This is a genomic window from Sinosporangium album (genome assembly GCF_900100605.1).
Classification (GTDB): domain Bacteria; phylum Actinomycetota; class Actinomycetes; order Streptosporangiales; family Streptosporangiaceae; genus Sinosporangium; species Sinosporangium album.
Genome location: NZ_FNCN01000001.1, coordinates 172,623 through 187,007, shown reverse-complemented (window position 1 = coordinate 187,007; position 14,385 = coordinate 172,623). Strand labels below are relative to the sequence as shown.

11 protein-coding genes are annotated in these 14,385 nt (G+C 70.3%); 2 read left to right on the top strand and 9 right to left on the bottom strand.

The window, feature by feature from the left end; translation table 11 throughout:
- Positions 1–47 precede the first annotated feature (47 nt).
- Entirely contained in the window at positions 48–1,421 is a 1,374-nt protein-coding gene (gene der, locus BLQ73_RS00780) for a ribosome biogenesis GTPase Der (RefSeq protein ID WP_093167503.1), read from the top strand.
- Between the two features lie 297 nt (positions 1,422–1,718).
- Here der and BLQ73_RS32000 read toward each other — a convergent pair whose 3' ends face one another.
- From BLQ73_RS32000 to BLQ73_RS00770, 3 genes are all read right to left on the bottom strand, one after another.
- Positions 1,719–1,877, bottom strand: coding sequence for a LolA-like protein (locus tag BLQ73_RS32000; protein WP_176955202.1), 159 nt, complete (start codon positions 1,875–1,877; stop codon positions 1,719–1,721).
- Positions 1,878–2,183: 306 nt separating this feature from the next.
- Complete coding sequence (locus BLQ73_RS00775) at positions 2,184–2,663, bottom strand: MarR family winged helix-turn-helix transcriptional regulator (RefSeq protein WP_093167176.1); 480 nt, start codon at positions 2,661–2,663, stop codon at positions 2,184–2,186.
- 445 nt (positions 2,664–3,108) lie between these two features.
- A complete protein-coding gene (locus BLQ73_RS00770) occupies positions 3,109–4,536 on the bottom strand; it encodes an aminopeptidase P family protein (RefSeq protein WP_093167175.1) in 1,428 nt (475 codons plus the stop codon).
- 334 nt (positions 4,537–4,870) lie between these two features.
- Here BLQ73_RS00770 and BLQ73_RS00765 point away from each other — a divergent pair, with 334 nt between their 5' ends.
- Positions 4,871–5,326: a CBS domain-containing protein gene (locus BLQ73_RS00765; RefSeq protein WP_093167173.1), complete on the top strand. Its 456-nt coding sequence runs from the start codon at positions 4,871–4,873 to the stop codon at positions 5,324–5,326.
- Between the two features lie 190 nt (positions 5,327–5,516).
- Here the strand turns inward: BLQ73_RS00765 and BLQ73_RS34430 are convergent, their stop codons facing one another.
- The 6 genes from BLQ73_RS34430 to BLQ73_RS00735 all read right to left on the bottom strand — a co-directional run bounded on the left by BLQ73_RS34430 (position 5,517) and on the right by BLQ73_RS00735 (position 14,325).
- Positions 5,517–8,900: a S8 family serine peptidase gene (locus tag BLQ73_RS34430; protein ID WP_218125565.1), complete on the bottom strand. Its 3,384-nt coding sequence runs from the start codon at positions 8,898–8,900 to the stop codon at positions 5,517–5,519.
- 297 nt (positions 8,901–9,197) lie between these two features.
- Positions 9,198–9,965, bottom strand: a complete 768-nt coding sequence (locus BLQ73_RS00755) for an ABC transporter ATP-binding protein (protein WP_218125564.1) — start codon at positions 9,963–9,965, stop codon at positions 9,198–9,200.
- The gene (locus BLQ73_RS00750; protein ID WP_093167168.1) at positions 9,958–10,935 is read right to left on the bottom strand and encodes an ABC transporter ATP-binding protein; all 978 of its coding nucleotides are present in this window, start codon (positions 10,933–10,935) and stop codon (positions 9,958–9,960) included. The genes BLQ73_RS00755 and BLQ73_RS00750 overlap by 8 nt, the downstream gene beginning before the upstream one ends.
- Entirely contained in the window at positions 10,932–11,783 is an 852-nt protein-coding gene (locus BLQ73_RS00745; protein WP_093167166.1) for an ABC transporter permease, read from the bottom strand. The genes BLQ73_RS00750 and BLQ73_RS00745 overlap by 4 nt, the downstream gene beginning before the upstream one ends.
- Positions 11,783–12,763, bottom strand: a complete 981-nt coding sequence (locus tag BLQ73_RS00740) for an ABC transporter permease (protein WP_245690641.1) — start codon at positions 12,761–12,763, stop codon at positions 11,783–11,785. Before BLQ73_RS00740 ends, BLQ73_RS00745 begins: the two co-directional genes overlap by 1 nt.
- On the bottom strand, positions 12,760–14,325 hold the full coding sequence (locus BLQ73_RS00735; protein WP_093167164.1) for an ABC transporter substrate-binding protein: 1,566 nt from the start codon (positions 14,323–14,325) through the stop codon (positions 12,760–12,762). Before BLQ73_RS00735 ends, BLQ73_RS00740 begins: the two co-directional genes overlap by 4 nt.
- Between the last annotated feature and the right edge of the window lie 60 nt (positions 14,326–14,385).

Genomic DNA, 14,385 nt, shown 5'->3' with positions numbered 1-14,385 from the left:
AGAGCGACTACGACGACAGCGGCTGGATCGCGGCCGAGCTCGCCGGGATGGAGGACGAGCGGGAGGCCGAGGAGTTCGACGCGGGGCCGCTGCCGGTCGTCGCCGTCGTCGGCAGGCCCAACGTCGGCAAATCCACCCTGGTCAACCGCATCCTGGGCCGCCGCGAGGCGGTCGTGGAAGATGTCCCCGGCGTGACGCGGGACCGGGTGACCTATGAGGCGTCCTGGCGGGGCCGCAGGTTCACCCTGGTCGACACCGGCGGGTGGGACCCCGACGCGACGGGGATGGCGCTGCGCATCGCCGAGCACGCGCAGATCGCCGCCGAGCTGGCGGACGTGATCCTGTTCGTGGTGGACGCCACGGTCGGCATCACCGACTCCGACGAGGCGGTGTCGGGCGTGCTGCGCCGTTCCGGCAAGCCGATCGTGCTGGCCGCGAACAAGGTCGACGACCAGCGCGCGGAGCTGGAGGCCAACGCGCTGTGGTCGCTGGGCCTGGGCGAGCCGCACCCGGTGTCGGCTCTGCACGGCCGGGCGAGCGGCGACCTGCTCGACGTGGTGCTGGACGCGCTGCCCGAGGCGCCGCCGCAGCGGTTCGGCACCGAGCGCGGCCCGCAGCGGATCGCGCTGGTGGGCAAGCCCAACGTGGGCAAGTCCTCGCTGCTGAACAGGCTCGCTGGTGAGGAGCGCGTCCTGGTCGACCCGATGGCGGGCACGACGCGCGACCCGGTGGACGAGCTGATCGAGCTCGGCGGTCAGACGTGGCGTTTCATCGACACGGCGGGCATCCGCCGCCGGGAGCGCGAGCTTCAGGGCGCCGACTTCTACGCGGGCATGCGCACCAAGGCCGCCTTGGAGCGGTCGGAGGTCGCGGTGGTGCTGATCGACGCCAGCGAGGTGCTCACCGAGCAGGACCTCCGCATCATCACGATGGTGACCGAGTCGGGCCGGGCCATGGTCGTGGCGTTCAACAAGTGGGACCTGGTCGACGAGGACCGGCGTTACTACCTGGAGAAGGAGATCGACCGGCAGCTCTCCCGGGTGCCGTGGGCGCTGCGGGTCAACATCTCCGCCATGACCGGGCGGCATGTGGAGAAGCTGGTCCCGGCGATCGAGCGCGCCCTGGAGTCGTGGCGCACCCGTGTGCCGACCGGGCGGCTCAACTCGTTCCTCACCGAGCTGGTGCAGCAGACCCCGCCTCCGGTGCGCGGCGGCAAGCAGCCCAAGATCCTGTTCGGCACGCAGGCGGCCGTGGAGCCGCCGAAGTTCGTGCTGTTCACCTCCGGCTTCCTTGAGGAGCAGTACCGCCGCTTCATCGAGCGGCGCATCCGCGAGGAGTTCGGCTTCGCGGGGAGCCCGATCTCGCTCACCATGAAGATCCGCGAGAAGCGGAGTGGCAGTGGAAGCTCAAAAAAGAAGTAATGGTGGCCCTACTCGCTCCCTGACTCTGTGTAATCATAGGGTTCGTGCTTCGTGACTCTCAGTCGCATGGTGTGACCGGCCGCGCAGCGGCCCGGTCACACCGCACCATCGCGCTGCACAAAGCACTGCACGAAACAAAGCACTGCACGAAACCGTGCGCAATGCCAGGCTGCGCACCCCTCCAGGCGGCCCTCCGCGGCCGACAGGCCGTCAGGCTGTCCGACGGCAGGCGGTGTGACCGTCCGACACGCCTCACGGCAAGGTCCTGGGCGCTCGAAGCCACGAGTGCCCAGGACCCTATCCTCGCCCCGCGTCGACGTCTCCGACCCGCTCCAGCGCCTCGGTGCGGACGTCGGCCGCAGTGGACATGAGCAGGGAGACGCCGACGGAGACGCCCTGTGCGGGGTTGAGGGTCAACGACGGGTCGTAGATCGCGGCGAGTTCGGTGCGCGTCAAGGCGTCGGCGGACTTCTATCAGTGTCTCCGCACTGGCGGGAAGCGCGTCTCCGCCCGAGGAGGAACCGGAGCACGCGGCGACTGCGATCACCGTGGCGAGAAGCGGCGCGGCATGCGCGAGGATTCGGCGGAGGGACATGACCCGGATCGTTGCCACCGGAGGTGGAGTTCGAGTGCGGCGCCTGTATCGGTTTCGCTTCGGCCCGCCCGTGGCTGGCGCGCCGGATCGTCGGCGGATCGTCGGCGGACCGGGCGGGGGGCGACCTCGGCCAGGGGGGTGAGGTGTGGCCGTGGTCGGCTGCGGCGTCAGCGCAGTTTCTTCAGGTGGTCGACGACCGGGAGGTAGGCGCGTTCAAGGAACTGAAGCTGTTCTTCGCTGAGCAGATCAATGAAGTGTTCGCGGACGCCGGCGACGTGGAAAGGGGCGACCTTCTTTATCGTTTCCCATCCGTGGGCGGTGAGCACCGCGAAAGTGCCGCGCCGGTCGGAGGCGCAGCTCTCCCTGGCGACCAGTCCCGCGCTCTCCATGCGGGATATCTGGTGCGAGAGGCGGCTGCGGCTCTGGATGGTGGCGTCGGCGAGGTCGCTCATTCGCATCCGGTGGCCCGGGCTTTCCGAGAGGTTGACCAGAATCTCGTAGTCGTTAAGTGACAGGCCGAATGCGTCCAGTTCCCGGTCGAGCCTGTGCATCAGGAGTTTGTGCGTGGACAGGTGCACCCGCCAGGCGCGCTGTTCGCCCGTACTGAGCCAGCGACCTGCGGCATTCTCGGTCTCAAGCGTGCTCATCAGTCTTTTCGGGCCCCGACCCGGCCGTCGTGCAGAGAATGGACCCTTCCCTCCCTCTTGAGATTGTGGCTCATGCCGAATCTGAAATGCGCGGTGGTTTCCCTATGGATTGTGTGCTGCGGTCGGTTTCGGCCGAGCGCGGGCGCCGGAGGCGGAGCCCCCGCCTTCCTGGAGTAGGGCCTCAAGGAAATCCTCCTGGCGGTCGTGCGACGGTGAACGAGGAACCCCCGCGGTTTTCCACGGGCGTTCCCTCCCTGGTGGGAGGGGAGGATGTCAAGATCCCAATGTACAGCTCGACGGTCTGGGATGGGCGTGACCCGCAGTCGCCCGGCGACTCAGAGTGCACAGTCGCGTACGAAATCCCATTGCGGCCGGTGATGATTCCAGGTAGATGGCGTGTACGGCGGAGGCTCCGTGATGGATGTCACGATGGTCCGGTTGGCCCCTATTTGGCGAGCAGGTGCGCCATCCAGTTCTCCACCTCGTCAGGGTGCCGGGGGAGGCCCTCCGACAGCAGTCGCGCGCCGTCGGAGGTGATCACGAGGTCGTCCTCGATGCGCACCCCCATGCCCCGGAACTCCGCGGGCAGTGTGAGGTCGTCGGGCTGGAAGTAGAGCCCCGGCTCGACCGTGAGCACATGCCCCTCGGCGAGGACGCCGTCGAGGTAGACCGATGACCGTGCCTTGGCGCAGTCGTGGACGTCCATGCCCAGCATGTGGCCGCTGCTGCACAGGGTGTAGCGGCGGAAGAGCCCGCTCGCGGGGTCCATGGCCTCGTCCGCGCTGATCTTCAGCACGCCCCACTCGTGGAGGCCCTCGGCGATGACGTGCATCGCGGCCAGGTGGAAGTCGCGGAAGCTCGCGCCCGGCCGGAGCGTGGCGATCGCCGCCTCCTGGGCCTCGTAGACCAGCTCGTAGACCTGCCGCTGGACCGAGGTGAACCGCCCGGAGATCGGGAGCGTGCGGGTGATGTCGGCCGTGTAGAGGTTGTCGGTTTCGATGCCCGCGTCGAGCAGCAGCATGTCGCTCTCGCGCATCCCGCCGTCGTTGCGGATCCAGTGCAGCACGCAGGCGTGCGCCCCGGACGCTGCGATCGTGTCGTAGCCGACGTCGTTGCCTTCGAGCCGGGCGCGCAGCCCGAACACGCCTTCGACATAGCGTTCGCCTCTGCGGTGGGCGACCGCCCGCGGCAGCGCGCGGACGACGTCTTCGAATCCGAGGGCCGTCGCGTCCACGGCGTACTGCAGTTCGGCGACCTCCCACTCGTCCTTGATCAGCCGCGACTCCGACAGGTGGCAGGCGAACTCGCCGTCGCCGGCGCCCTGGGCCACCGCGGCGTCGACGGAGTGGTCCACGCCGCGCAGCACGCGGGCGGGCCCGGAAAGGGCGTTCCGCAGCGACGAGATGGGGGCGCAGTCGATCTGGTAGAGCTCCTGGGCCTCGGCGAGGTCGGTGCGGCGGCCGACCCAGAACTCGCCGTAGCGCCGGTCGCGGTAGAACTCCTGGCCGGCGCCGCCCTCGGCCCGCCGCGGGGAGCGGGGGCGCATGAACAGGGTGGCCGCCCCGGAGGGGGAGATGACCAGGACCTCGTCGGGTTCCTGGCTGCCGGTCAGGTGGGTGAAGGCGGAGTGGGGCCGGAACCGGTAGTCGCAGTCGTTGCTGCGCACCTTCAACGTGCCCGACGGGATCACCAGCGTCTCACCCGGGAACCGTTCGGCCAGCGCGGCACGCCTCTTGGCGGCCCATGCGGCGACGGGCAGAGCGGTGAGGCCGGACTGGGTGGTGTCGGCCCAGCCGGACTTCATGAACGTCGCGAGCGCCTCGGACACCGGAAGATCGTGGCTGCCTGTGTTGAGCGGCGAGTTCTCACCCATCGAAACCCCCAAAGTGTGCTATTGCATGCATTATCCAGCGGATACCGCGATTCATGACAACCCCGGAAGGGCGCCTTCGCGGCATGACGTGCCCCCTTGACGAGGGCCGCTATCACGATGTTGCCTGGCCGTGAGGGGTTTACGCCGTCCCCGCTGAATGTCGACGCTGATCCGTGCCCGTCCGGCCCATGCGACCCATGTCTCCGGCAGGGCCTTCGGTGACGGCCGGAAGCCGGGCCCGCCCGACCTGGAGAACGGGCCCCCTGACGGTGCTTAAGGACCTTCGAGATGGGGATTGTGACAGGTACCTAAAGCATGATCCGAGGTGGTTTCCATGCTTATCGGCACGATCTTGCGAGGTAAGGGTAGGGATGTCGTGACCGTGCCGCCGCACGCGAGCGTCACCGAGTTGCTGGCCACACTCGCCGAACGGAACATCGGCGCTGTCGTGGTCTCCGAAGACGGCGTCGGCATCGCCGGCATCGTGTCGGAGCGTGACGTAGTGCGGCGGCTCAACGAGTGCGGCCCGGCGATCCTCGACGCGCCGGTGTCACAGATCATGACCACCGAGGTGCGCACATGCCACCCCGGTGAGAACGTCGAGGAACTGCGCAAGACCATGACCACCCAGCGGTTCCGCCACGTCCCCGTGGTGCAAGACGGAAGACTCATCGGAATCGTCAGCATCGGTGACGTGGTGAAAAGCGCGATCGAGGAACTGGAGACGGAAAAGGCGTCTCTCGTGGGCTACATCCACGGCGCGCCCCGCACTCTGAGTTCGGCACCCTGAGTTCGGCACCCTGGAGCTCGACACACGCTGAGCTCGACCTCCCCACCCCGGCCTCCCCGAAAGGGCCGTCCCCCGTCCCCGAGCCCCGGCAGTCCCTGAACCCCTACGGCTGAACGCCGGGCCCCGCGACTCGCGCGGGGCCCGGCGCTCTCTCGGGACCCGTCCTACAGGGCTGTCCTACCGGCCCGTCCTACTGAACGGTGACCTTGTCCACCTCCAGGGTGATGCCCTTGACCTCGGCGGTCGAGGTGCCGGTGGTCACCGTCCCCTCGCCCCGCGCGACGCCCTTGGCCTTGAAGGAGTACGTCAGCGTGCCTCCGGGGGCTCCCGGCGTGCTCGCCACGCGCAGGTCCCCGGTCGGCGGCCCGGTGGTACGGCTGCCGCCGGTGCCCGCGTCGTTCTCCGCGCCCACCGTGAGCTCCAGTCCGCCGCCCGGCGCGCCCGGCAGGTTCGCGGGATCGTAGGCAAAGGTGATGTCCTCCGTACCGTTGACGCCGATCCACTGCTGGAACACCTTCAGGGCGGTGGTCCCGGCCACATGGACCCGCCACTCCAGGACGACCCAGTCGTTCACGCCGTCGGTGAGGATGCCGGCGTAGACGCCCGGCGCTCCGGTGCCGTCGAGGTCGGTCCAGTACGAGGCCAGCACGTTGTTGGGCACCGCGGGGTCGGGAAGCGCCTGCGGCGCCGCGCTGATCTGGTCCGCCGAGGTGACGCCTCCCGGTACGGCGTAGCCGTTCGACACGACGCCGATGCGCGTGTACGTCTTACCGGCGTATACGAACGCCGGCACGGTCAGGTTGACCGCCTGCTCGTTGCCCACCGGCGTCGGCGTGAACCCGAACGCGTCGAGCGGGAGATACGGCGCGGGCCCGCTTCCCGGAGACACCACCGGGTTGTCGGGCGTCCGTCCGGGCAAGGTCTGCTTGGCCGTCACCACCCGCGACCCGGCGGAGGCGGCCCCGGTCGCCGAGGTGACCGACAGCTTGGAGTTCACCGTACTGACGGCCGTCACCTCGGTCGCGGTGAAGGTGTCGTTGCGCACGCTCACCGTGCAGGTGGTCTCCGCGCCTCGCGCGATGGCGGCCGGCGCGCAGGTCTGCTCCACCGGCACGGCGCCCTCCTGGCGGTAGAACGCGACCGGCAGGCCGAGGTGCCGCTTGCCGCCGACCTGCTTGAGGTCGACGCGGCCGAAGTACTGCCCGTCGGCCAGCCCCGGGGCCGTGACGACCACCTTCAGCGAGGCGCTCTTGCCGGGGCGCAGCGTGAACACCGGGGGCACGACCGCGATGGTCGCGCCGGACACGGTGGTGCCCGACGCCCGGTAGGTCAACGTCCGGTTGGACACGTTGGTCACGGTGCGCTTGGCGGTGATCAGGCCGGGCATGACCGGTGCGTTCACCGACGGCAGGTTCAGGTCGATCCGGTTCAGCGGGTCGGTCGCCGAGGCGGCGAAGTTCGCCGCGGACTCGTCCAGCGTGAGACCGGGGTCGCCCGCCTTGGTGAGGTTCACGCGCCCGCCGCCGGTGTCGAACGGGTCGGCCGGGGTGACGCGGTCCTGCTTGGTGACCGCGGTGACGGCCGTCGTCTCCAAGGCCGACTTGACCTGGCCGGGCGTCCACGTCGGGTTGAGCGCGAACAGCAGCGCCGCCGACCCGGCCACGTGCGGCGCCGACATCGAGGTGCCGGCGATGGCCTGGTAGAGGTTCCCGGGCGGGCCCTCCGACGGCGACTCGGTGCTCGGCGTGTGGCCGGCGAGGATGTGCAGGCCGGGCGCGGTCACGTCCGGCTTGAGGAAGTCGCCGCCCGGACCCCGCGAGGAGAACGTGGTGATCGCGTCGCCCGCCCACGTGGTCTCCGTGCCCTGCGTGAGGGAGGCCGTCGCCGCCGGGTTGGCGGCGAGGAACGCCGACAGGGCGTCGCCTTCGGGCTTGTCCAGGTGGACGGTGGGCACCCAGTGGTTGTCGGTCATCACGTCGAGCGGTGTGGTGTTGACCAGGATCAGCCCGGCCGCCCCGCCCTGCCGTACGTTGTGGCTCTTCAGCACCCGGCCCGGGCCGCGCTCGCAGATGACGATCTTCCCGGCGAACAGCCCGGCGGGCGCGGGCGCGGTGCACAGCGGGTTGGAGTACGGCGGAGCCGAGGCGGGCACGACCGGCAGCGGAGAGGCGATGCCGCCCGTGACGCTCGCGCCCTTCAGCGTGGCGGTGGCCCCGCCCGTCCCGGTGAGGGTGAGCGTGGACTGGTACGTCCGCGCCTGGGTGGAGGCGGCCACCGTGGTCACCCACGGGCTGCGGTGGTCCGTACTGCCCGCCGTCGGGCCCGAGTTGCCCGCCGAGGCCGACACGAAGACCCCGGAGGCGTAGGCGTCGAGGAAGGCCAGCTCGACGGCGTCGCTGTAGGGGTCGCGGCCTCCGGAGATGGAGAAGTTGATGACCCGCACCCCGTCGAGTACGGCGCGGCCGATGGCCTGCACCATGTCCGAGGGGTAGCAGCCCTCCTTCCCGCAGACCTTGTAGACCGACACGTGCGCCGCGGGGGCGATGCCGTGGATCGGGCCGCGGCTGATGCCCAGCGGGTTGGCGTCGGCGACCGGGCCGCCGGCCGATGTGGTGGCGGTGTGGGTGCCGTGGCCGTTGGAGTCGCGCGCCGTGTCGGGGTAGACCTCGCCGCCCACGGCCTCGTTGTAGGTGTCGAGGAAGGTGTGCGCGCCGATGAGCTTGTCGTTGCAGGTGAACGGGTCGTTCGCCGGCGTCAGAGGGTTGTCGCCGAAGTCGCACACCCGGGGCGTGCCGTCCTTGGTGGGCGGGGCGGCCGGCAGGCCGCCCGGGTCGGCGAACTGCGGGTGCTCGGGCCAGGCGCCCGAGTCGAGCACGCCGACGACCACGCCCTTGCCCGAGGAGGCGCTGCCGCCCAGCTTGGAGTAGATCGCCGGGGCGCCGATGAACGCGGGGCTCTTGTTGGTGAGGAGCTGCTGCCGCTTGTCCTCCTGCACGGCCGCCACGCCGGGCAGCTTGAGCAGCTCGGCGGAGCGGTTGGCGGGCAGCCGCAGGCTCACCCCGCCGTAGACCGTGCGCAGCCGCTGCCCGACCTCGGCCTCGGGGATGCGCTTGGCGAGCTCCGAGAGGAACGCGCCTTCCACAGCTTCAATGTGCTTCTCGTATTTCTTCGCGTCGGCGCTGCGCGTGTCCAGCGGCTTGCCGGTCTTCGCCGGGCTCGTGCCCGGCAGGCCGGGCAGCCCGCCCCGGTAGGAGGCGAGCGAGTCGTAGTCCAATTTGACGATCACACCGGCCGGTGTGATCGCCGTCGACTTCAGCAGTTCGGCGCTGCTCTCCGCCAGCTTGCCGCTGGGCGAGCGGGCGCCGTTGACGATTTCGCCGGGCGGTACGGCTTTCGCCGTCCACTTCGACGTCGAGGCCGAGCTCGCGGCGGGCGAGGGGGTGGGGGTGGGGGCCGCCAGCGCGGCCTGCTGGGGAAGGAGCGCGGCCGTCGCCACGACGGCTACCGCCGCCGCACGCCGGGTTCCGGCTCGGGGTGAGCCGGGTAACCAGGTGGGCCGGGACTTCGTTGACACGACACCTCCATGAGGGGGCTGAGGGAAGCTCGCCGACCACACGGAGGCGTGAGCCGTACACGGAGTGCATGGGGTGTACGGCACGCGGGGGCGTGTCACCCAATGGCGCACGGAAAGGGGACTCGGCCCCCTCCCCGCTGGGTGACGAGTTGTCCGGCCGCCCTGACCGGGCGGCCGGATCCAACGCGGAGTCTAACCAGACTTGATTTTTTAGGTATAGATCATTTCTTGACCGAGATTGGTCATTATTTGGTCAGTAATGCCGACTTGTCAGGAGAGTGAGCCCTCCGGGGGGGATCACACGGAGACGGCGGCCTTCCCGCCCTGCCCGAGCTCGGCCACGCCGTCCGCCCACCGCCCGAGCAGCACCGCGTCGTGGCTGATGGCCAGCACGCCCGCCCCCGTGCGCTCCCGGTAGGCGTTCACCACGCGCACCAGGTGGGCCTGCGTCGAGGCGTCCAGCATCGTGGTCATCTCATCGCAGATCAGATAGCCGGGCGACAGGATCAGCGCCCGCGCCACACACGCCCGCTGGAGCTGCCCGTCGGACACCTCGTGCGGCCGGCGGGTCAGCAGGTCGCCGGTGAGCCCCACCTCGGCCGCCAGCGCCGCCACCCGCTCGGCGTCGGCCGTTCCTGCAGTGCCCGTCCCGGCGGTGCCCGTCCCGGCGGTGCCCGTTCCTGCGGTGCCCGTTCCGGCGGTGCCCGTTCCTGCGGCGGCCGTTCCTGCGGCGGCCGTCCCGGCGGCGGCCAGAGGCTCGGCCACGATCTCCCTGAGGGTCAGCCGGGGATCGACGGCCAAGCGCGGCTGCTGGTAGATCAGCGCCACCCGGGTGCGCAGCTCGCGCGGGGCGCGCTGCCGCCACCGCGACACCGGCCGCCCGTCCACGGCGACCGAGCCCGACCGCGGGCGCAGCATCATCGCCATCACCCGCGCCAGCGTGGACTTACCGCACCCGCTGGGACCGCCGAGGCCCAGCACCGCGCCCGGCTCGACGGTCAGGCTCACCCGGTCGAGAACCGTGCGGGAGCCGTACCGCACGGTGATGTCGCGCGCCTCAAGCACGGCTGTCCTCCTTCGCGTCCTCCTGCACGCCATCCTGCACCGCGAGCGGGTGGTGGCACGCCACCCGCCCGTCCCCACCGCCGCGCGCCGGCCGGACGTCACACGCGTCCGTACGGTGGCCGCAGCGGGGCGCGAACGCACACCCGTCGGGCAGGGCGGTCAACTCCGGCGGCATCCCCGGAACCGGGACGAAAGCCCGATCCGGCTGGGCGTCCACCAGACCCGCGCTGTAAGGATGGCGCGGCCGGTCCAGGACCTCCCGCACCGGCCCCAACTCGACGATCCGACTGGCATACATCACCGCCAGATCATCGGCCACCCGCTCGGCCGCCCGCAGATCGTGCGTGATCAGCAGCACCGCCCGGCCCTCGTCGCACAGCGCCCGCAGCGCCCCCATCGCCCGATCCACCAGGTCGCGGTCCAGGCCGGTCGTCGGCTCATCGGCCAGCAGCAGCCACGGATCCCCGGCCAGCGCCATCGCGTTGGCCACCCGCTGCGCCATGCCGCCCGACAGCTCGTGCGGATATTTGTCCAGGTCGGCGGGGCTCAGGCCGAACTTCTCGGCCAGCTCGTCCGCCGTGCCGGGAGGCCGCCCCATCTCGCGCACCGCCTCCTGCATCTGGGCGCGGGCCGTGCGCACCGGGGTGAGATGCGTCGCCGGCGACTGCGGGATCAGCCCGATCGCCCGCCCCCGCACCCTGCCGGCCAGCGTGCGCTCGGACGCCCCGATCAGCTCGACGTCCCCGCCGCCCCCGCTCTGCGAGAGTACGGCACTGCCCGACGCCTCCGCATTCCCCGGAAGAAGGCCCAGCAGCGCGTGCGCGAGCACCGACTTGCCGCACCCCGACTCGCCGACCAGGGCCAGGCAGCGGCCCGGCCGTACCGTGAAACTCGCCTCGCTCACCGCCCGCACCACCGCGCCGGGGATGCGGAACGACACCGACAGATTCTCCACCGTTAGCCGGTTCACAGGGACAACTCCGATCGCCGCCGCGGATTGAGCCGGTCGCGCAGATGGTTGGCCAGCAGGGCGACGGCGAGCGTCGGCAGCACGATGAACAGGCCGGGAGCCAGGCTCGCCCACCAGTCACCGGTCAGCAGCGACCGCTGCCCGTCGCTGATCATGTTGCCCAGGGAGGCCATGTGCGGGGGCAGGCCCAGCCCGAGGAAGCTCAGCGCCGTCTCGTGCCAGATCGCGTGCGGGATCATCAGCACGGTGGCCAGGATCAGATGCGGGAACAGATGCGGCAGCAGATGGCGGCGGAGCACCCGGGCCCGGCTCGCGCCGCCCGAGATCGCCGCCTCGATGAACGGCCTCGACCGCAGGCTGAGCACCTCCGAACGCACGATGCGCGCCGTCGTCGTCCAGTGGGTGACCCCCACCGACACCACCACGGCCACCGGACTCGGCGAGAACATCGCCACGATGAAGATGCCGAGCAGCAGATGCGGGATCGAGTTGAACCCGTCCAGCACCCGCATCAGCACCCGGTCGACGGTGCCGCCGACACTGCCCGCGACCAGCCCCACCAGGCCGCCGATCGTGATCGACACCAGCGAGGCCACCATCCCGACCGTGAACGACACGCGGAGTCCGTAGATCGACCTGAGGAGCACGTCCCGGCCCACCTCATCGGTGCCCAGCGGATGCGACAGCGACGGCGGCAGCCCCGCCGAACGCAGGTCCACGATCCGCTCGTCGAGCTGCACGATCGGCGGCACCAGCAGTACGGCCAGGCCGAGAACCACCAGCGTCGCCACCGCGAACACCAGCGAACGGCGCCGCCGCCCCGCCTGGGGAAGAGCGACCGAGGTCATCAGCCCACCCCCAGCGTGCGCACCCGCGGATCGGCGATCGTGTATCCGATGTCGGCCAGCAGGTTGCCCCCGAGCACCGCGAGCGTGCCGAGCAGCGTCGTCACCGCCAGCAGCGGGAAGTCCACCGCCAGCGCCGCCTGCACCGACGCCGACGCCACACCCGGCCACGAGAACACGCTCTCCACCAGGATCGCCCCCGTGACCAGCTCCGGCATCCGCGCGCCGAGCAGCGTCAGGAACGGGAGCAGAGCCGAGCGCAGCGCATGCCGTACGAGCACCGTGCGCTCACGCAGACCGCGGGCCCGGGCGCCGATCACGTAATCCTCACGCAGTGTGCCGATCACCGACTCGCGGACGAACAGCACCAGCCACGACGACTGCGACACCGCGAGCACCAGCACCGGAAGCACCATGTGGTGCGCCACGTCCAGCGGATCCACCGTCGTCGACGCCGGGTCGGTGAGGCCGCCCGCCGGCAGCCACCCGAGCTGTACGGCGAAGACCCACATGGCCAGCAGCCCCAGCCAGAACACCGGCACCGACTCGTTGGCGAAAGCGCCGCCGCTGATGACGCGGTCCACCCACGAGTCCCGCCGCCACGCGGCGATCGTGCCCACGATCAGGCTGCCGACGAGCATGAGCACGATCGCGCAGCCCGTCGCGAGCAGCGTCCACGGCAGACGGTCCATGATGACCTCGGCCACCGGCCGGTGGAACGTCCGCGACTCGCCGTAGTCGCCCTGGAGGAAGTTCCCCAGCCACGCCGTGAACTGCTCAAGCACCGGACGGTCGATGCCCCAGTTCTCCCGGATCCTCTCCATGACCTCGGGCGCGGTGACCATCGCCCGGTCCCCCAGATACTGGCGGACCGGGTCGAACGGCGACGCCTTCGCCAGCGCGAACATGCCGACCGTCACGATCAGCAGCAGCGGTACGGCGAACGCCACCCGCCAGGCCACCATGCGGAGGATGACCCTCACGCGGCCGGCTTCCACGTGTGCAGGTCGCGGAACAGGCCGCCGGTGGCGTGCTCGTGCGCGTCCACGCCCGGCGTCGGGCCCACCCAGTCGCCGCGGACCACATAGACGTGCTTGAGGAACACCAGGAAGGACCACGTGTGGTCGTCGAAGATGAGCTTCTGGAACTCGGCGTAGGCGGCCTTGCGGGTGGCCTTGTCGCCCGACTCACGGGCCTTGTCCAGTGCCTCGTCCACTTTGGGGTTGTCGTAGAGGCCGGGGTTGAAGTACCCCTTGCCCGCGTACTTCGAGTGGAACAGCTCATAGTTGATGTAGTCCGGGTCGAACGGGCTGCCCCAGCCCATCATGAGCGCGTCCTTGGACATGCGGGGCTCAATGGCGTCCCAGTCCAGACCGGCGGGCTTCACGTCGAGGCCCACCTTCGTGGCGTCGGAGGCCGCCGCCAGCGCGAGCTCCTTCCGCAGCGAGTCACCCGCGGGATACATCAGCGTGAACTCGGCACGCTTGCCGTCCTTCACCCGGACGCCGTCCGGGCCGGGCTTCCAGCCCGCCTCATCCAGCACCTTGCCGGCCGCGGCGGTGTCACTCGCGCCGGCCCCGGTCACCTCGGGGTTGTTCCACTCGCTCTCCGTCGGGAGCGGTCCGAACGCCGGGACACCGGCGCCCGCCAGGATCGTGTCCACCATCGCCTGCCGGTCCATCGCCAGGCTGAACGCCTTGCGGACCGCCAGGTCGCCCGTCACCGGCTCCTTCATCGGGAACATGATCCCGCGGTAGTCGGCGCTCGCCACGTCGTAGACCTTCACCCCGGTCTCCGTGCGGAACGGCGCCGCCACCTTCGGCGGCAGGATCGTCGCGTCGAACTCGCCCGCCTTCATGCGAGTCGCACGCACATTGTCGTCCTCAGCGAACGCGACCACCACGTTCTTGATCGCCGGAGCGCCGCCCCAATACTCGGCGTTGGCGCTGAAGGTGACCTTGTCACCGGGAGTCCAGGCTCCGAAGCGGTAAGGTCCGGTGCCCGGCGGCGTACCCTCCAACGGGCTGCCCTTCGGCACAATGCCGAGCGTCGTCCGCTGCACCAGCGGCGCATACGGGTAGGCCAGCTTGAACACCACCGTCGTAGCGTCCGGAGCCTCGACCTCCTTGATGGCCGCGTAGTCCCCGGCGATAGGCGAGCTGCTCTTCGGATCGAGCATCGTCTCGTAGGTGTATTCCACGTCGGCGCTGGTCAGCGGCCTGCCGTCGTGGAACTTCACCCCGTCGCGCAGCGTGAACGTGACCGTCTTGCCGTCCTCGGCCGTCGTGGGCGCCGCCGACGCCAGCGCCGGCTGCATCGACAGGTCGGCCGCCCGGCTCATCAGCCCGTCGTAGATCAGCGACCCCCCGTCGGGGGAGTAGCCGAGCATCGGGTTCAGGCTCTCGAACTCCGCGCTGAGCGCGATGACGAACGTGTCATCCTGCTGTGGAGCGCTCCCGGCGGGGGGCGTGGGCGCCGAGCACGCGGCGGCGGTCAACAGAGCGAGTGTCAGCGGGAGCACGGCGGCACGCCGGACCAGCCTCATGGGGGACCTCCGGGGGTAAGCAACATTTGGACATTAACTGAAGGGATTTTGTAGTTGCAA

Bases quoted from the DNA above. Each gene is read 5' to 3' on its own strand.
- der (WP_093167503.1), top strand. From the start codon at position 48: ATGGAGGACGAGCGGGAGGCCGAGGAGTTCGACGCGGGGCCGCTGCCG.
- BLQ73_RS00735 (WP_093167164.1), bottom strand. From the start codon at position 14,325: ATGAGGCTGGTCCGGCGTGCCGCCGTGCTCCCGCTGACACTCGCTCTG.
- BLQ73_RS00775 (WP_093167176.1), bottom strand. From the start codon at position 2,663: ATGAGCACGCTTGAGACCGAGAATGCCGCAGGTCGCTGGCTCAGTACG.
- BLQ73_RS00770 (WP_093167175.1), bottom strand. From the start codon at position 4,536: ATGGGTGAGAACTCGCCGCTCAACACAGGCAGCCACGATCTTCCGGTG.
- BLQ73_RS00765 (WP_093167173.1), top strand. From the start codon at position 4,871: ATGCTTATCGGCACGATCTTGCGAGGTAAGGGTAGGGATGTCGTGACC.
- BLQ73_RS00745 (WP_093167166.1), bottom strand. From the start codon at position 11,783: ATGACCTCGGTCGCTCTTCCCCAGGCGGGGCGGCGGCGCCGTTCGCTG.